The 17796-nt window shown below is 58.1% G+C and carries 15 protein-coding genes; 4 read left to right on the top strand and 11 right to left on the bottom strand.

The annotated features are described in order from the left end of the window. The first annotated feature begins 18 nt into the window (after positions 1-18). Complete coding sequence (locus AKL27_RS03195) at positions 19-1335, top strand: MFS transporter (protein ID WP_050461316.1); 1317 nt, start codon at positions 19-21, stop codon at positions 1333-1335. A gap of 118 nt (positions 1336-1453) precedes the next feature. On the opposite strand, the gene AKL27_RS03200 is transcribed toward AKL27_RS03195, so the two are convergent. Continuing rightward, positions 1454-1888, bottom strand: a complete 435-nt coding sequence (locus tag AKL27_RS03200; RefSeq protein WP_050461317.1) for a multidrug/biocide efflux PACE transporter — start codon at positions 1886-1888, stop codon at positions 1454-1456. 95 nt (positions 1889-1983) lie between these two features. On the opposite strand from AKL27_RS03200, the gene AKL27_RS03205 reads away from it, so the two are divergent. Then, a complete protein-coding gene (locus tag AKL27_RS03205; RefSeq protein ID WP_050461318.1) occupies positions 1984-2856 on the top strand; it encodes a LysR family transcriptional regulator in 873 nt (290 codons plus the stop codon). Between the two features lie 17 nt (positions 2857-2873). On the opposite strand, the gene AKL27_RS03210 is transcribed toward AKL27_RS03205, so the two are convergent. From AKL27_RS03210 to pstS, 8 genes are all read right to left on the bottom strand, one after another. After that, positions 2874-3317: a hypothetical protein gene (locus AKL27_RS03210; RefSeq protein ID WP_050461319.1), complete on the bottom strand. Its 444-nt coding sequence runs from the start codon at positions 3315-3317 to the stop codon at positions 2874-2876. Between the two features lie 68 nt (positions 3318-3385). Continuing rightward, on the bottom strand, positions 3386-4711 hold the full coding sequence (gene phoR, locus AKL27_RS03215; protein ID WP_050461320.1) for a phosphate regulon sensor histidine kinase PhoR: 1326 nt from the start codon (positions 4709-4711) through the stop codon (positions 3386-3388). Positions 4712-4725: 14 nt separating this feature from the next. Then, entirely contained in the window at positions 4726-5403 is a 678-nt protein-coding gene (locus AKL27_RS03220) for a response regulator (RefSeq protein ID WP_050461321.1), read from the bottom strand. Positions 5404-5471: 68 nt separating this feature from the next. Then, entirely contained in the window at positions 5472-6185 is a 714-nt protein-coding gene (gene phoU / locus AKL27_RS03225) for a phosphate signaling complex protein PhoU (protein ID WP_050461322.1), read from the bottom strand. A gap of 158 nt (positions 6186-6343) precedes the next feature. Then, positions 6344-7129, bottom strand: a complete 786-nt coding sequence (gene pstB, locus AKL27_RS03230) for a phosphate ABC transporter ATP-binding protein PstB (RefSeq protein WP_050461323.1) — start codon at positions 7127-7129, stop codon at positions 6344-6346. 17 nt (positions 7130-7146) lie between these two features. Beyond that, entirely contained in the window at positions 7147-8034 is an 888-nt protein-coding gene (gene pstA, locus AKL27_RS03235; protein WP_050461324.1) for a phosphate ABC transporter permease PstA, read from the bottom strand. Beyond that, positions 8031-9032, bottom strand: coding sequence for a phosphate ABC transporter permease subunit PstC (pstC, locus tag AKL27_RS03240; RefSeq protein WP_050461325.1), 1002 nt, complete (start codon positions 9030-9032; stop codon positions 8031-8033). Before pstC ends, pstA begins: the two co-directional genes overlap by 4 nt. A 111-nt stretch (positions 9033-9143) precedes the next feature. After that, the gene (gene pstS / locus AKL27_RS03245; RefSeq protein ID WP_050461326.1) at positions 9144-10205 is read right to left on the bottom strand and encodes a phosphate ABC transporter substrate-binding protein PstS; all 1062 of its coding nucleotides are present in this window, start codon (positions 10203-10205) and stop codon (positions 9144-9146) included. Positions 10206-10580: 375 nt separating this feature from the next. Here pstS and ppk1 point away from each other — a divergent pair, with 375 nt between their 5' ends. Then, positions 10581-12692: a polyphosphate kinase 1 gene (gene ppk1 / locus AKL27_RS03250; protein ID WP_050461327.1), complete on the top strand. Its 2112-nt coding sequence runs from the start codon at positions 10581-10583 to the stop codon at positions 12690-12692. Between the two features lie 56 nt (positions 12693-12748). Beyond that, entirely contained in the window at positions 12749-13207 is a 459-nt protein-coding gene (locus AKL27_RS03255) for a SixA phosphatase family protein (RefSeq protein WP_050461328.1), read from the top strand. 31 nt (positions 13208-13238) lie between these two features. On the opposite strand, the gene AKL27_RS03260 is transcribed toward AKL27_RS03255, so the two are convergent. Both AKL27_RS03260 and AKL27_RS03265 read right to left on the bottom strand, forming a co-directional pair. After that, a complete protein-coding gene (locus AKL27_RS03260) occupies positions 13239-14666 on the bottom strand; it encodes an efflux transporter outer membrane subunit (protein WP_050461329.1) in 1428 nt (475 codons plus the stop codon). A 9-nt stretch (positions 14667-14675) separates the two neighbouring features. Beyond that, positions 14676-17786 (bottom strand): MexW/MexI family multidrug efflux RND transporter permease subunit, encoded by a 3111-nt coding sequence (locus AKL27_RS03265; RefSeq protein ID WP_050461330.1) that lies wholly within the window; start codon positions 17784-17786, stop codon positions 14676-14678. Positions 17787-17796 lie beyond the last annotated feature (10 nt).

Genomic DNA, 17796 nt, shown 5'->3' on the forward strand with positions numbered 1-17796 from the left:
ATTCAGAGGAGAAATGTAATGTCAGCAGTACCCAATTCAGCCGTCGCGCAGGATACAGAAGCCAAACTGTATCGTCGCATCACGCTGCGCTTCGTGCCCCTTCTGGTGGTCTGTTTTGTGTTCGCTTATCTGGACCGTGTCAACATCAGCTTCGCCAAGTTGCAAATGCAAAGCGACCTCGGCTTCAGCGATGCCGTCTACGGTCTCGGCGCCAGCATCTTTTTCGTCGGTTATTTTCTGTTTGAAATTCCGAGCAACATGATTTTGCACAAGGTCGGTCCGAAACGCTGGATCGCCCGCATCATGATTACCTGGGGTATCGCCTCGGCAGCCATGATGTTTGTCACCAGTGAAACCTCGTTCTACATTCTGCGCTTTCTGATCGGCAGTCTGGAAGCCGGCTTCGTTCCGGGCGCCCTGTACTTCTTCACCAACTGGTTCCCGTCCAGGCAGCGCGGCCGCATCAATTCGCTGTTCATGGCGGCGATTGCCGTATGCGGCATGATCGGCGGCCCGATCTCGGGCGGCATCATGAAGTTCACCCACGGCGTCAGTTCGCTGCACGGCTGGCAATGGCTGTTCCTGCTCGAAGGTATTCCATCCATCGTGCTCGGCGTGATTTGCTGGATCGTCATCGATAACAAGATCGAAGATGCCAAGTGGCTCACCAACGCTGAAAAGAAATTGCTGCTGCAACGCCTGGCCGAAGAACCGAAAAGCGATGCCGTGCATTCGTTCCGCGACGCGCTCAGGCAACCGTCGACCATCACCATGTCATTGATTTATCTGGTGCTGGCCTCGGGCATTTATGGTCTGGTGTTCTGGATGCCGCAACTGATCAAGACCGCCGGTACTGACGATACGTTCATCATTGGTCTGATCACCGTGATTCCATATCTGTCGGCCGCCATCGGCATGATCCTGATCGGCCGCAGCTCGGACCGCACCGGTGAACGTCGCTGGCATCTGGCCGGTTGTGCGCTGGCCGGCGCGGTCGGTTATGCCGTCAGTGCCTACTTCGGCGACCAGACTATCGTGCTGGTCATCGGGTTGTCGGTCGCTGCCACCGGCATCATCGCCGGCATCGGTCTGTTCTGGATTTTGCCACCGCGGGTGTTGAGCGGCGCGGCGGCTGCCGGCGGTATTGCGCTGATCAACTCGGTCGGTCAGCTGGGCGGCATCATCACCCCTTACATGGTCGGCAAGATTCGCGACGTGACCGGCAGTGCGTCGCTGGGCTTGTATGTGGTGGCGCTGGAATGCCTGTTGGGTGCGACCCTGTTGCTGTGGGCCTTGCCAAAGAAGATCTACTTCCGCGAACCGGTGCAGAAATAAATCGCTGTTGCTGGCGGCGATCATGTTGGTATTGATCGCCGGTAACAAAAACGTCCGTTACGGCAATTACCGTAACGGACGTTTTTTATTACCCGACTCACGCGGAGGGTTCAGGCGTTCAGGCTTGCAGCCGTTTGCGCATGATGCCGGCACGTACCACGTCATAAGCCCAGTTGTAGAGCATGGTGTACGGCAAGAAAAACAATACCAGGCCGATATCCAGAACAAACGCCCGCACCAGCGAAATATCCAGCCACCACGCCGCCAGCGGCACTACCGCCAGAATCAGGCCGGCTTCAAACAGCAAAGCGTGCACGCTGCGCACGGCAAAGGTACGGGTCCAGCCGCGCTTCCGCTCCAGCCGTTCAAACAGCGCATTGAAAATCATGTTCCAGGTCATTGCCACCAGTGAAATCATCAGCGTCAGTGCGCCGGCGTGCGTCATCGATACGCCCAGCACCATGGACACCACCGGCGCGCACAGCAGCAAGGCGAGGATTTCAAACAATACGGCATGGAAACAGCGTTCATAAATCGTCTTTTGCGACAACATCGGATACTCCCCTGATCTTGATCATGTTCATTAACGTCATCATTATGATCGACCAAGCTGATAGAATTAAATCAATTACCATCGGAATAACCGATATGACCCATTCTCTCGATGCCCTCCTGATGTTTGTCGAAGCCGCCACGCTGGGCTCGTTCTCGGCTGCCGCGCGCAAACTGAACAAACAGCAATCCACCGTCAGCGAGGCGATTGCCAATCTGGAAATCGATCTCGGCGTCACCTTGTTCGACCGCAGCACGCGCCGGCCGACCCTGAGTGAACATGGTTATGCCTTGCTGGCGCATGCGCAGCAGGTGCTCGACGCCACCGACCGCCTGAATCGCTCGGCGCAGCGTCTGGCCGGCGGACTGGAAGCGCAACTGAGCTTTGCCTTGTCGGATACTTATCAGTCGGATGTGTTTGAAAAGAATCTGGAAGAACTGGAACGGCGCTATCCCGATCTCGAACTGGAATGCATGATTGCCGAGGATGAAGACGCCGTGGCGCTGGTGCAATCGGGCCGCGTGCAATTGGCGCTGGTGGCGGCGCAACAGTCGTACCCGCAAGATATCGGTTTTGAAACCATCGCCTCGCAATCGGAAATCGGTTTGTATGTCAGCAAAAGCCATGTACTGGCACAACACGCGTCGGTCAGCGGCGACATGCTGCGTGCCACGCGCGAATTGCGGCTGAAAACCTATCGCGACGATGTGCGTCCCGATCAGCGCGGCATACGCTGGTCGTCGTCGAGTTATCTGATCTTGCTGGAAATGACCGAGCTCGGTTTCGGCTGGGCGGCGTTGCCGCGCTGGATCGTGCAGCGCTTTGCCGCCGCCGAACTGATGGAACTCAACGCGCCCGGCTGGCCGCGCCGGATTCAGGTACACGCGATCTGGTCGCGCCAGCGCGGACTGGGACAAGCCGGCAACTGGCTGCGCGATATTTTTCTGGCGCATGCGCCGTCGGCCTGAAGCGCAACCTGAAGCGCTCAGATCACGGCCAGGCTCAGTGGCTCCGGTACCGGCGCATAGATCGTGATGACCAGTTCGATGTCCAGCGCCACCATCCGCCGCAACAGCCCGGTACTGATCCGACGGCTGTAGTGACGGGTTTCGGTGCCGGCTTCGAAGCCCAGATCCAGACTGCGGCAGCTTAGTGTGTTCCAGCGGTTCATCCAGCCTTGGGGCAACGCTTCGAGGCCACTCAAGAGGCGTTGCAGCAGGACTTGAAAGTTGGCTTCGCCGCTTTCATGATCGAGCGCAAAGCATGCTTTCCACAGTCCGTCATCAGTTTGATGCACGCCCAGGACCAGGAATCCGCGAGATTCCAGCTCTTGCGAAAAACTCGTCAGTTCGCCATGGCAGACGAGTACCAGGTCGGCATTGATAAAGGTGGTGTCGGGATAATGTCGTGCTGCCGGGAAGTGCGTCATCTGCGCGGGATCCTTATTCAACTACCCGCGAGACGATAACCAAAAGTTACATTAACGACAACCGACAGTTAACGAGAAACGCTGTCTTTTTGCGGCACGAACTCTTCGATCAGCAGATTGGCCGGAAACAAGACGGCAAACGTACTGCCCACTTCCGGCACGGATTCGATCCCGAGCGTGGCCCGATGGCGGATCAGTACGTGCCGCACAATCGCCAGTCCGAGACCGGTGCCCTGGGTTTCGCGCGAGCGGCTCTTGTCGACCCGGTAAAACCGTTCGGTCAGGCGCGAGATGTGCTCCGGACTGATGCCGATGCCGGTATCGCGCACCTTGAATTGCGCGCCATCGCCCTTGCGTTCCCAACTGATACTGATGGTGCCGTGCAGCGGCGTGTAGCGGATGGCATTCGAGACCAGATTGCTGAACGCGCTGCGCAATTCATCCAGACTGCCCTGCAAATCCGGACCATCCACATCCAGCGTGATGACATGCTTGCCGGCCGACAGCGCCCGCGCTTCTTCCAGTATGCCTTCCAGCAACGGCTTCATCTGTACCCGCTCGGGGCGCAGCGGATAGTCGACCGACTCCAGCCGCGTCAGGGTCAGCATATCGCCGATCAGGTTCTGCATGCGCTGGCCTTGCTCGGTCATCAGCGTCAGATGCGCAGTGCGGGTCTCCGGCGCCAGATTCGGCTGAGCCAGTGCAATTTCGAGAAAACCGTTGATCACGGTCAGCGGCGTGCGCAATTCGTGCGAGGCGTTGGCGATGAAATCGCGGCGCATCATGTCGATCCGTTCCGACTCGGTCGCATCATGCGTGACCAGAATCTGACGGCGGTTTTCAAACGGAATGATTTGCACGATCAGCTTGCGCTCCTGCAAGCTCAGAATCAGCGGCTGTTCGTAACGGCCGAGAATGATGTAATCGATGAAGGCCGGGTTGCGGATCAGATTGGTGACACGCATGCCCTTGTCGCGGTCCAGTTGCAAACCCAGATGCTTTTGCGCGGCCGGATTGCACCATTCCAGAAACAGCACGTCATCCATGATGACGACGCCGTCCGGCAGCAGGCTCATGGCCTGACGAAAGCGCGCCAGCCATTCGGCCAGTTCAGTCTGATTCTTTTCATCGTCGCGGCGCAGGCGATACAGGCGCGCAAAGATGTCGGTCCAGGCGCCCCAGCCATCCGGCAATTTCGATTGGCCCGGATTATCCAGCCAGCTACCCAGCCGATACAGGTAATGCAATTGGGTAAACGCCAGCGCACCCATGCTGAGCAAGGCCACCAGCAAACCGGCGGTGGCCCCGAAGAAAAACCAGATGATGCCGACGCCGGCCACGCAAACGAGAAAGCGCAAGGCGGCCGGCACCCAGAACAGCAATTGTGGACTCATGACGACGGTTCGATTTATTTCGCTGAAAGCATATAGCCTACACTACGTACCGTCTTGATGAGGTATTCCGCTTCGCGCAAGGCTTTGCGCAAACGCAACACGTGAACATCCACGGTGCGTTCTTCGATCACCACGTGATCGCCCCAGACCCGGTCCAGCAACTGGCTGCGGGAAAATACCCGGTCCGGGTGCGCCATGAAGAATTTGAGCAACTTGTATTCGGCATGGCCGATATCGATCTTGAGGTCGGCCAGCGACACCGAACAACTGGCCGGATCGAGCGTGACCGGACCGATGCGCATTTCTTCCTGGGCGAATTCCGGACTCTTGCGGCGCAACAAGGCCTTGATGCGGGCCGTCAGTTCGCGCGGCGAAAACGGTTTGGTGATGTAATCGTCGGCGCCGTTGTCGAGGCCGGCGATCTTGTCTTCTTCCATGCTTTTGGCGGTCAGCATGATCACCGACAATTGCTGCAACTGGCGGTCGCCGCGAATGCGCGACAACAGATGCAAGCCGCTGCGATCCGGCAGCATCCAGTCCAGCAGCACCAGTTGCGGCGCGCGGCGCTGCACGAATTCCCAGGCCGCTGCGGTGTTGGAGACGACAAAACTGGACCACCCCGCTTCCTTGAGCGTGTACGCGATCAGTTCGGCAATCGACGGTTCGTCTTCAACGATCAGGATGGTAGTCATGTATTTGCGGTTATCACTTCAGATTCTTGATGGTCTTGACCGACCCCGCTGCCGGGGCCGGAGGATTCTTATTCGCTATCCGCCGGCACGATCTTGGCAGCGCCGAAGTCGGTGTGACGAATATCCTTGCCGCCCACCACGTAAATCACGTATTCGGCGATGTTCTTGGCGTGGTCGCCGATGCGTTCAATCGCCTTGGCAACCCACAAGGTATCGATGGAAGTCGAGATCGTGCGCGGATCTTCCATCATGAAGGTCACCAGACTGCGGGTGATGGAACGGAAGCCGTGATCGATATTGGCGTCCTGTGCGATCAGCGCTTCGGCTTGCTTGTCGTCCAGACGGGCGAAAGCATCCAGCGCGCTGCGCAACATTTCCGACGCTTCTTCAGCGATGCTGCGCACGGTTTCATAATGATTGATCAGCGTCATGCCGCCACGCTTGTGCAGGTGAATCGCACTGCGCGCAATCTTGGTCGCTTCATCGCCGACCCGTTCCAGATCGGTAATGCTCTTGATGGTCGCCATCACGGTACGCAAATCGTTGGCGGTCGGCTGGCGGCGCACGATCAGGTGGCTGCAGGCATCATCCAGTTCGACTTCCAGCCGGTTGACGCTTTCGTCGTCCTTCATCACGCGCTTGGCCAGTTCGACGTCGCCGGTGCGGAATGCCGCAATCGCGTCCTGAAACTGCCGCTCCACCATGCCGCCCATGGCCAGCACCTTGGAACGGATGGTCTCCAGATCCGCGTCGTATTGCTTGGAAGAGTGATCGCCTGTCATGTCACGTCCTTAAAATAGTTAAATTGGTAGAACTCACAGGGTGCGGCAGTAGCGTCGCGAGCAGTACCGAGGTCTGAGTGAGAAGCGCAGCCGTACTGGGGTACGGCGCGCATCGTCACTCGGAGATCGGCACGCGCAGTAGCTTATGCCGCGCCCCATCAACCGAAGCGGCCGGTGATGTAGTCTTGTGTTTCTTTACGCGCCGGGTTCATGAAAATCTGGTCGGTTTCACCGAATTCCACCAACTCGCCCAGATACATGTAGGCAGTGAAATCCGAACAGCGCGCTGCTTGCTGCATGTTGTGGGTGACGATGGCGATGGTGTAGTCTTTTTTGAGTTCACCGATCAGTTCTTCCACCTTGGCAGTCGAAATCGGATCAAGTGCCGACGTCGGTTCATCGAGCAGCAGCACTTCCGGCTTGACCGCCACACCGCGGGCGATACACAGACGCTGTTGCTGACCGCCGGACAGCGACAGACCACTCTTGTTCAACTTGTCTTTGACTTCGCCCCACAAGGCGGCCTTGTTCAGCGCCCATTCGACGCGCTCGTCCATTTCGCCCTTGGGCAGGTTTTCATACAGACGGATACCGAAGGCGATATTGTCGTAGACCGACATCGGGAACGGGGTCGGCTTCTGAAACACCATGCCGACCTTGGCGCGCAACATGTTCAGATCCTGGCCGGCTTCCAGGATGTTCTTGCCGGCGTAGATGATCTTGCCTTCGGCGCGTTGTCCCGGATACAGGTCATACATGCGGTTGAAGGTGCGCAACAGGGTCGACTTGCCGCAACCGGACGGGCCGATGAACGCAGTCACCTTGCCTTCCATGATGTTCAGATTGATGTTCTTGAGACCCTGAAAGCCGCCGTAGTAAAAATTCAGTTGCGACACTTCAATGGTCGTTTTCTTGTCTGCTGACGTTGCTGTTTGAGTAGTCATATCGTTCACTTAAAAGGTTAGCCCGGGACTTTTTGGCTGAACAAGGTCCGCGACAAAATATTCAATGCCAGAACGCTGAAGGTAATCAGCAACGCCCCGCCCCATGCCAGCGACACCCAGTTATCGTAAGGGCTCATGGCAAACTGGTTGATCACCACCGGCAGGTTGGCAATCGGACGATTCATGTTGGTGCTGAAGAATTGGTTGTTGAGCGCAGTGAACAGCAGCGGCGCCGTTTCACCCGAAATACGCGCCACCGCCAGCAGCACACCGGTAACCACACCGGCCTTGACCGCACGCAGACGCACCAGCAGCGCCACTTTCCAGCGCGGCGCGCCGAGCGAGAACGCGGCTTCACGCAGGCTGCTCGGCACCAGCTTGAGCATGTTGTCGGTAGTACGCACCACCACCGGAATCGCAATCAGCGAGATCGCGAAGGTACCGGCCCAGCCGGAAAAGTGACCGACGTTGGCGACATAAATCGCGTAGATGAACAAACCGATCACGATCGATGGTGCCGACAGCATGATGTCGGTGACGAAGCGCGTGGTTTGCGCCAGTTTGCTTTCTTCGCCGTATTCCGCCAGATAGATGCCGGCGAGAATGCCGATCGGGGTACTGATCAGCGTGGCGACGCCGACCATCATGAAGCTGCCGACAATCGGATTCAGCAAACCGCCGCCTTCACCGCCTGGCGATGGCGTATTTTGTGTCAGCAGACCGAAGTTGAGTGCGCCGAAACCCTTGACCACCAGCGTCAGCAGAATCCAGGCCAGCACAAGCAGACCCAGCGCCATGGCGAGAAAAGAAAAGATCATGCCGACCCGGTGTTGCATCAGACGCTTGCGATACACCGGATTCATCGGTGCCGCGGCTTCGGCAGTAGTAACTGGAGTCTGGCTCATTTGGCGCCTTCCTTGCGCGACATTCCCATCAGCATGATCTTGGCTGCGGAAAGCACGATAAATGTAATCACGAACAGAATCAGGCCGAGTGCGAACAGTGACGACACATGCAACGTCGACGACGCTTCGGCGATTTCATTGGCCAGCGTCGAGGCGATACTGTTACCGGCGGCGAACAGCGACCACGACAGGCGATGCGAGTTGCCGATCACGAACGTGACCGCCATGGTTTCGCCCAACGCGCGTCCCAGTCCCAGCATCACGCCGCCGACCACACCGGTCTTGGTGTAAGGCAGCACCACCTTGCGCACCACTTCCCAACGGGTACAGCCGAGGCCGTAAGCCGATTCTTTCAAGACTGCCGGCACCACTTCAAACACATCGCGCATGACCGAGGCGATAAACGGAATGATCATGACCGACAAGATCAGGCCGGCAGTGAAAATGCCGATACCCATGGTCGGGCCTTGAAACAACATGCCGATCACCGGCAACTGGCCGAGTGTGGCTTTCATGAAGGGCTGGCCGTATTCGGCAAACAGCGGTGCAAATACAAACAGACCCCACATGCCGTAAATGATGCTCGGCACGCCGGCCAGCAACTCTACTGCAGTACCTAACGGACGACGCAGGCGGCTGGGGCAGATTTCAGTGAGGAACAAGGCGATGCCGAAGCTGACCGGAAACGCGATCACCAGGGCAATGATGGACGTCGACAAGGTGCCGACGATGGCGATCAGTGCGCCGTATTGGTCGTTGACCGGATCCCATTCCACACGCGTGATGAAGCCGGGGCCGAATTCGTGAAACGCCGGCCAGGCACCGATAAACAGGGAAACGATAATCCCGCCGAGCATCAACAACACGGTCAATGCGAAAGTCAGCGTGACTTTATGAAAGAGGAAATCTTGTATGCGTTGCTTGCCCATCGTTGCCAACAGCTTTTGGTGCTGTTGATTGGCTGCGGCGGCTTTCTGTTCCAGATCGGTATTCGACATGGTAGTGGCGGAGATATTTGCGCTCATGATTTTTTTACCATTCAATGCTGGCCGCCGCGGCTGCGACGGCCAGTCAAGTCAACACAGTCAATGTGTTACTGCGTCACTGAATTACCAGATTGCCTTGCCACCGCTATCCTTGAGGTTTGCTTTCCAGGAATCTTCAACCAGTTTCACGACCGAAGCTGGCAGTGGCACGTAGTCCAGATCGGAAGCTGCAGGGCCGCCATTCTTGTAGGCCCAGTCAAAGAATTTCAGGACTTCCTTGCCCTTGGCGCCGTCAGCAGCTTGTGCCTTGTGCAACAGGATGAAAGTAGCGCTGCTGATAGGCCAGCTGTTCTTGCCGGCGGCATCAGTGAAGTCCACTGCGAAGCCTGGTGTCTTGGCCCAGTCAGCAGCAGCAGTTGCGGCCTTGAACGTTGTATCGTCAGGGGACACGAAGCCGCCGTCACGATTCTTCAGTTGTGTGTACAGCAGTTTGTTCTTCTTTACGTAAGCGTATTCAACGTAACCGATCGAACCCTTGACCTTTTGTACGTTGGCAGCAACACCTTCGTTACCCTTGCCACCGACGCCGACCGGCCATTTGACTGCAGTACCGGCACCAACCTTGGACTTGAAGTCAGCGCTGACTTTCGACAGGTAGCTGGTGAACACATACGATGTGCCCGAACCATCCGAACGGTACACAACAGTGATATCTTCCGCTGGCAGCTTGACGCCGGCGTTCAGTGCAGCGATTTCAGGTGCGTTCCACTTGGCGATCTTGCCGGAGTAGATGTCGGCCAGAACCGGACCGGACAACTTCAGTTGACCTGGTGTGACGCCTTCCAGATTGACCACCGGCACCACGCCGCCGACCACTGCCGGGAATTGTGTCAAGCCATCGGCTTCCAGCTCTTCTGGCTTCAACGGCGCATCGGAAGCACCGAAGTCGACAGTCTTGGCCTTGATTTGCTTGATACCGCCGCCGGAGCCGATCGATTGATAGTTCAGGCTGTTACCGGTTGCTGCTTTGTAAGATTCTGCCCATTTGGCATAAATCGGATAAGGAAACGATGCGCCGGCGCCAGTGATTTCTGCGGCATGTGCTGCTGCAGAAAAGGCTACCGTACCGCATACCGCGACCGCTACCGATTTGACGATCTGATTAAACCCCTGATTGAATCCCATTTGATACTCCTGTGATTGAAGAGATAGTTGGTCCGGAGTGCATCGCAGGACCATCGGTATCGCCGGTATCTCCGGCCTGAAGCTCAATGTTGCAATGCACTCTATGACGGGATGAACTGTAACCAGCAATTGTGACGAGTTTATGACGCGCTTTGCACCCGGCGAATAAAACACGCCGGTTTGCGCCAGATCAGGAAAGCCCCGGGCAAAACCCCGTTTTGGCAGGGGCTGCGGTAGAATCAAGCCACATTGTTCCGTATGGAAACACCGGTACAGGCGGCTGACGGGATTGTGACAAAGCCGCATTTTCATGTCATTAACTTGTCATACAGCCACCTTACACTGCGGGCAAATTACGCATGGACAGAGGCGCGCATGAATAAAAAAGTCAGGCCTGAAGACACTTCGCATACGGATGTCGTACCCACCGCGATCTATCTCAACCGTGAATTGTCACAATTGGCATTCAACCGCCGGGTACTGGCACAGGCGGAAGACAAGAACGTGCCGCTGCTGGAACGTCTGCGCTATCTGTGCATTTGCAGCAGCAACCTCGATGAATTCTTTGAAGTGCGCATTGCCAGTCTGCTGGCCAACCGCATCGAAGGCGAACATATCGACCCGCCGGAACTGCATGCCGCGCTGGAACGTACCAGCATCGAATGCCACCAGATCGTGGCGCGCCAATATGAATTGCTGAACAAGGAAATTCTGCCGCAACTGGCGACCAAAGGCATTCACCTGTTGCGCCACGAAGATCGCAATGAAGCGCAGCGGGCCTGGGTAAAACACTTTTTCGATCAGAATGTGCGGCCGTTGCTGACGCCGATCGGCCTTGACCCGGCGCATCCGTTCCCGCAGGTATTGAACAAGAGTCTCAATTTCATCATTGAATTGTCGGGCAAGGATGCATTTGGCCGTGGCACCGGGATTGCCATCGTCAAGGCACCGCGCGTACTGCCACGGGTGATTCAGTTGCCGGCCGAACTGTCGGACAAAAAAGGCGTGTCGTTCTGCCTGCTGTCCTCGGTGATTCACGCGCATATCGCCGACCTGTTCAGCGGCCGGGAAATTACCGCCTATTCGCAATTCCGGGTCACGCGCAACAGTGATTTGTGGGTCGACGAAGAAGAAGTCAAGAATTTGCGGCAGGCCTTGCAGACCGAATTGCAAAGCCGCCAGTTCGGCGTCGGCGTGCGGCTGGAAGTAGCCAGCAATTGTCCGCCGCATTTGTCGCAATTCCTGCTGGAACAATTTTCCATCGAAAAGAACCGTCTGTATGCGGTACAGGGGCCGGTCAATCTGGTACGGCTGTCGGAACTGGTGGATCTGGTATCGCAACCGGCACTGCGCTTCCCGCCCTTTTCGCCGACGCTGCCGCCGCATCTGCTCAACGAAAACATTTTCGCCGTTCTGAAAAAACGCGATGTGCTGCTGCACCATCCGTTCCAGTCATTCCAGCCGGTAGTCGACTTCGTGCGCAGCGCCGCCCACGATCCGGAGGTGGTCGCCATCAAGCAAACCATTTACCGTACCGGCATGAATTCGGAGCTGATGGAAGCCTTGATTTATGCGGCCCGCCACGGCAAGGAAGTGACCGTCATCGTGGAATTGATGGCGCGCTTCGATGAAGAAGCCAATATCAACTGGGCAGTCAAGCTGGAGCAGGCCGGAGCCCAGGTAGTGTACGGCGTGGTCGGACTGAAAACCCATGCCAAGCTGGCGCTGGTGATTCGTCGTGAAGACAATGCGCTGCATTTCTATGCCCACCTTGGCACCGGCAATTACCACCCGAACACTACCAAGTTCTATACTGACTTCGGTTTGCTGACCTCGAACCGCGAACTGACCTCTGAAGTCAACGAGGTGTTCATTCATTTGACCAGCCTGACCAAACCCAAGAGCCTGACGCATTTGTGGCTGGCGCCATTTACCCTGCAAAAACAAATCATCCATGCGATTCGCAATGAAGCGCACATCGCACGCGAAGGCCGGCCGGCGCGCATCATCGCCAAAATGAATGCACTGGTGGATGAATCGGTGATCCGCGCGCTGTATGCGGCTTCGGCCGACGGCGTCAAGATCGATCTGATCGTGCGCGGTGCCTGCGCCTTGCGACCCGGCGTCGCCGGCCTGTCGGAAAACATCAAGGTACGCTCCATCATCGGCCGCTATCTGGAGCATTCGCGGATTTATTACTTCCGCAACGATCTGGCGCATGACGTCTACCTCGCCAGTGCCGACTGGATGAACCGCAATCTGTTCCGGCGTATCGAAGTCGCGTTCCCGGTATTGGACAAGGCGCTCAAGAAGCGCGTCATCACCGAAGGTCTGGATCCGTATCTGAAAGACAACACCAACGCCTGGCATCTGGGCGCTGACGGCAACTATATATTAAAGAAGGCGCGTACCAAGCAGGCAGCATTCAGCGCCCAACAATATCTGATGAACACGCTCGGCATACCGGCGGCAATGGACGAAGGATGATCCCGGCACCCGGTAGCCGCCTGCTGCAACGAATGACCAACAGCGACGGATAAACAATGGAACTCATCCTGTGGCGTCACGCCGAAGCCGAATTGGGCGAACCCGATGAAGGCCGGGCACTGACCGGAAAAGGTCACAAGCAAGCCTGGAAAATGGCGGACTGGCTGGATCGCAATTTGCCGGAAACCTGCCGCATCCTGGTCAGCCCGGCGACCCGCACCTTGCAAACGGCAGAAGCCTTGGGACGCAAATTCAAGGTCCACCCCGATCTGGCGCCGGACAAGACCGCCGCCCAATTGCTGGCGGCCGCCAACTGGCCCGACAGCCGGGAACCGGTGCTGATCATCGGTCATCAACCGACGCTGGGTCATGTCGCGGCGCAACTGATCGGCCAGCAAGAACAGGAGTGGTCGATCCGCAAAGGCAATGTGTGGTGGATCGCCCAACGCGAACGCGGCGACATCACCAGCAATTATCTGCGCGCGGTGATGGCGCCGGAACTGATCGCCAAATGAAACGCCTGCGCTGCAACCTCATTTATTGACGTTATTCGGTTGCCTGCGCGGTTGCCGCGGCGCCGCCCCACCCGAGCGCCTGATACAAGGCAATCACGTTGACGCAGGAGGCCGTATCGGCAGCGGCCAGTTCTGTTCTGATCTCATACAAGGCGCGCTGGTTTTCCAGTACCGCCAGATAACTGCCGGCGCCGGAGCGATAACGGTGCCCGGCAATCTCCAGCGCAGCCGCGCCATGCGCCGCCGACTGCAACAATGCGCGCAAGCGTTCCTGCTGTTGCACCAGACGCGTGACAGCATTTTCCACTTCCTCTTGCGCCACCAGCAACGCTTGCTGATAGCGCGCCAATGCGCCTTCGGCTTGTGCCTCGGTAACCCGCACGCGTGCGCGACTGCTGCCCATCGGCAGCAGCGGCCAGCTTGCGCCGGGAGCGATCTCGAATGCCTGTGAGGAGGCACTGCCCAGTGCACCACCGCGCAAGGCAAAAAAACCGATGAAACCAGCCAGATTCAGACGCGGATACAACTCTGCCGTGGCCGCGCCGATATCTTCGGTACTGGCCGCCAGCAAGCGCTCCGCCCGCACCACATCGGGCCGCTGCCGGATCAGCGCATCGACATCACCCAACGGCAATTGCCGGGCCAACGGTGACGGATTGATCTCCGCCGCCGTCATCGCCGCCGGTTGTCCCGGCCGGTTACCGGTCAACACATCCAGCCGGTATTGTTCTTCCTGCAGACGCACCTGCAAGGGACCGAGCGCGGCTTCACTGCGCAGCAGGTTGGCATGGGCGTTTTCCTGATCTTCCGGCAAACCGCTGCCAAGTTCGACCCGGGCCTTCGTCAACTGCAAGGTAGCGCGCCAGCTTTGCACCTGTGCGGTGGCAAGCGCCAGTTGCTGGCGAATGCCGGTGCGCGCATAGTAATGACGGCCGACCTCGGCAGCAATCGTCAGATGCATCTGCGCCAGCTCAGCCTGCGCCGCTTGCGAACGCGCCTGCGCGGATGCCGTCAGGTGCTGCAAGCGTCCGAACAGATCAAGCTCCCACTGCGCATCGACACCCACCCGATAACTTTCTGCCAGCGTTCGCTGCACTATCCCGTTGCTATCGGCTTGTTGCCGGCTGCTACGCTGATAACCGGCTTGTGCGGTCAGCGTCGGGTATTGCTCCAGCCGTTGCTGATCAAACACCGCACGCGACGCCTGCACATTGGCCCATGCCTGACGAATATCGTGATTATGCGCAAGCGCACTGTCGATCAGTTGCGTCAGTTGCTGATCCTCAAAGAAACTCCACCATTGCTGTGGCGGTGTTGGCTGCGGCTGCGGACTGGCGAAGCCGGCGACATGCGGATTGCTTAACGTGATCGGCGCAGTGGCAGGTGTGACATAGTGCGGTCCGACGGCGCAGGCACTCAGCAAAAAAGCAGTGAATGGAATGGCGACAAGTTTTGACATGATTTCTCTTCAATGATGAACGGCTGACGGCGTCACCGATACCGGCACCTCATCGGCACTGTTCAGCTGGCGAGCGCGCGCGGTAGCGCCGGCACGGGAATGGTCACGCGCCAGCAGCGAGTAGACGGTCGGCAACACGAACAAGGTAAACGCGGTGCCGATCAGCATGCCGGACACGATCACCACGCCAAGTCCGAAGCGGCTGTTGGCGCCGGCGCCAGTGGCAAACAGCAGCGGCACCAGCCCGACCACCATCGCCGCCGTCGTCATCAATACCGGCCGCAGGCGAATCCGCGCCGCCTGACTGATCGCCTCGATACGGCTGAGCTTGTCACTGGCCTGCAATTCGTTGGCGAACTCGACCATCAGAATGCCGTGCTTGCTGATCAGGCCGATCAGCGTCACCAGTCCGATTTGCGTATAAATATTGATGGTGGCCCAGCCCAGCGCCAGCGGCAGCAAGGCACCGCAGATCGACAATGGCACCGTGATCAGAATGATCAGCGGATCGACCAGGCTTTCATACTGCGCGGCCAGCACCAGATAAATGATGATGATCGCAAACAAGAATGCCAGCATCAGTGCGTTGCCCTCTTGCGCATATTGCCGGGCATCGGATTGCCAGTCGTGGCTGTAACCGGCCGGCAAACTGCGGGCGATGCCATCCAGAAATGCCACCGCATCGCCGAGCGACACGCCCGGTGCCGGAATCGCCTGAAAGGTTGCGGCATTCTGTTGATTGAATTGCGTCAACTGATTCGGCTCCACCTGCATTGACACCTGCACCAATGCTGACAGCGGTACCAGGGCATCATCGCCGGTGCGTACATATTGACGCGCCAGCGCTTGCGGCGTCAGGCGCTGCTCGCGCAGACTTTGCGGAATGACGTCATAGGAGCGGCCATCCATGCCGAAGCGATTGATGTAGTTTTCTCCCACCAGCACCGCCAGCGACTCGCCGATATCTTGCATGCTGATGCCCAGACTATTGGCTTTGGCGCGGTCGATGCGCACCTGCACTACCGGGTTGTTGTAATCCAGATCGCTGTCCACCACCGCAAACAAACCACTTTGCCGCGCCCGCTGCTTGATCTCTTCCATGGTCTGGTACAGCGCTTTGTAATCTTGCGAGGTACGCAGCACCATCTGCACCGGCAGGCCACCGGTGGAACCCGGCAACGCTGGTAACTGGAAGGCAAAGATGCTGGTGCCTTCGACTTCATTGACGGCCTGTTGCAAGGCTTGTTGGATTTCCGTGGCGCTGCGTTTGCGCTCGCCCCACAAGGACAGGTCAATGCCGCCGATGCCAGCCGCCTGACCATCGCTGCCATTGATGATCCAGCGGCCGATAGTTTCGGGAAAGCGGGTATAGACCGCATCAAGCTTGTCGGAAAAGCGTTCCATGTAATCCAGATTGGCATGCTGCGGCCCCTTGATCACGGTCAGGATATTGGCCTCATCTTCTTGCGGCGCCAATTCTCGTTGCGGCAGTTGATACAGCAATGGCAGGCTCAGCAACACCAGCAGGGCAATCCCGCCACTGACCCAGCGATGCCGCAACGACAACGACAGCAAGCTGCCATAGCGCCGGCTCAAGCCACCGAAAAACCATTCGGCTGCATGCGCCATGCGCCCTTCCGCCTGTTGCGCCGGCAACAGAAACGAACTCATCACCGGCGACAGGGTCAGCGCCACGATGCCGGACACCACCACGGCACCGGCCAGGGTCAGGGCGAACTCGCGGAACAAGGCGCCGGTCAGCCCGCCCATCAGTCCAATCGGCGCATATACCGCCGCCAGCGTGATGGTCATGGCGATCACCGGTCCGGCGACTTCACGCGCGCCGATCAGTGCCGCCACCACCGGCGTTTTTCCCTGTTCAATATGGCGGTGCACGTTTTCCACCACCACGATGGCATCATCGACCACCAGCCCGATGGCCAGCACCATGGCCAGCAAAGTCAGCAAGTTGATGCTGAAGCCGAACATCAGCATCAGACCGGCAGCACCCAGCATCGACAACGGAATCGTCACCACCGGAATCAAGACCGTGCGCAACGATCCCAGACACAGATAAATCACCAGTACCACGATCAACAAGGCTTCGATCAGCGTATGCGAGACTTCATTGATCGAGGCCTGAATGAACCGTGCGGTTTCAAACGCCAGTTCGACATGCACACCGGGCGGCAAGGTCTGCCGTACCGCCGGCAGCAATGTACGGATGCCGTCCACAATCACCAGCGGATTGCCGGCCGGCGTCGGGAACAAGCCGACGTGCACCGCCGGCTTGCCATTCATTTGTGCGCTGGTTTCGGTGGCCGCTGCCGCCAGTTCTACGGTGCCGATATCTTTCACGCGCACCAGACCATTGCCATCATTGCGCAGCACCAGATCGCGAAATTCTTCGATGCTGGTGAGGTCGGTATTGACGCGGATGTTGGACACCACAAACATGCCCTTGAGCTTGCCGGGCGCTGCCTGATAATTGTTTTGTCGCACCGCCTGCGCCACATCGGCGGCGGTCAGGCCACGCCCGGCCAGCTTGGCCGGATCCAGCCACAGGCGCATCGCCAGCCGCTGACCGCCAAACACCTCGACCGTGGCTACGCCGTCGATGGTGGAAAACATCGGTTCCACCACGCGTGCCAGATAATCGCTCAATGCCGCGGTCGACATGGTATCGCTGGCAAAGCCGACATACGCCACCGCGGTCGCCTCGCCCGCCGAACGGGCGATGACCGGATCGTAAGCCTGCTGCGGCAACTTGTAGCGCACCTGATTGACCTTCGCCATGACTTCCGTCAGCGCCTGCGTCGAATCGCGATTCAATTCCATGCGGGCGGTAATCACGCTGCGCCCCTGCACCGATGACGACGACAGATAGTCGATGCCTTCCACCGCCGACACCGCTTGCGCAATCGGCTGCGTGATAAAGCCCTGCATCAGTTCGGCGGATGCGCCGGGATATTCGGTGGTGACCGTGATGGTCGAACTTTCCAGCATCGGATATTGACGGATCGGCAAACGGCTCAGCGACAATACGCCCAGCAACAGGATCAGCATGCTGACTACCAGCGCCAGCACCGGACGACGGACAAAGATATCCGTGAATTTCATGAACGCACCT

The organism is Herbaspirillum autotrophicum (assembly GCF_001189915.1).
Classification (GTDB): domain Bacteria; phylum Pseudomonadota; class Gammaproteobacteria; order Burkholderiales; family Burkholderiaceae_D; genus Herbaspirillum; species Herbaspirillum autotrophicum.

Excerpts from the sequence above, each read along its gene's own strand:
- AKL27_RS03195 (WP_050461316.1), top strand. The coding sequence starts at position 19 with ATGTCAGCAGTACCCAATTCAGCCGTCGCGCAGGATACAGAAGCCAAA.
- AKL27_RS03200 (WP_050461317.1), bottom strand. The coding sequence starts at position 1,888 with ATGTTGTCGCAAAAGACGATTTATGAACGCTGTTTCCATGCCGTATTG.
- AKL27_RS03205 (WP_050461318.1), top strand. The coding sequence starts at position 1,984 with ATGACCCATTCTCTCGATGCCCTCCTGATGTTTGTCGAAGCCGCCACG.
- AKL27_RS03210 (WP_050461319.1), bottom strand. The coding sequence starts at position 3,317 with ATGACGCACTTCCCGGCAGCACGACATTATCCCGACACCACCTTTATC.
- phoR (WP_050461320.1), bottom strand. The coding sequence starts at position 4,711 with ATGAGTCCACAATTGCTGTTCTGGGTGCCGGCCGCCTTGCGCTTTCTC.
- AKL27_RS03220 (WP_050461321.1), bottom strand. The coding sequence starts at position 5,403 with ATGACTACCATCCTGATCGTTGAAGACGAACCGTCGATTGCCGAACTG.
- phoU (WP_050461322.1), bottom strand. The coding sequence starts at position 6,185 with ATGACAGGCGATCACTCTTCCAAGCAATACGACGCGGATCTGGAGACC.
- pstB (WP_050461323.1), bottom strand. The coding sequence starts at position 7,129 with ATGACTACTCAAACAGCAACGTCAGCAGACAAGAAAACGACCATTGAA.
- pstA (WP_050461324.1), bottom strand. The coding sequence starts at position 8,034 with ATGAGCCAGACTCCAGTTACTACTGCCGAAGCCGCGGCACCGATGAAT.
- pstC (WP_050461325.1), bottom strand. The coding sequence starts at position 9,032 with ATGTCGAATACCGATCTGGAACAGAAAGCCGCCGCAGCCAATCAACAG.
- pstS (WP_050461326.1), bottom strand. The coding sequence starts at position 10,205 with ATGGGATTCAATCAGGGGTTTAATCAGATCGTCAAATCGGTAGCGGTC.
- ppk1 (WP_050461327.1), top strand. The coding sequence starts at position 10,581 with ATGAATAAAAAAGTCAGGCCTGAAGACACTTCGCATACGGATGTCGTA.
- AKL27_RS03255 (WP_050461328.1), top strand. The coding sequence starts at position 12,749 with ATGGAACTCATCCTGTGGCGTCACGCCGAAGCCGAATTGGGCGAACCC.
- AKL27_RS03260 (WP_050461329.1), bottom strand. The coding sequence starts at position 14,666 with ATGTCAAAACTTGTCGCCATTCCATTCACTGCTTTTTTGCTGAGTGCC.
- AKL27_RS03265 (WP_050461330.1), bottom strand. The coding sequence starts at position 17,786 with ATGAAATTCACGGATATCTTTGTCCGTCGTCCGGTGCTGGCGCTGGTA.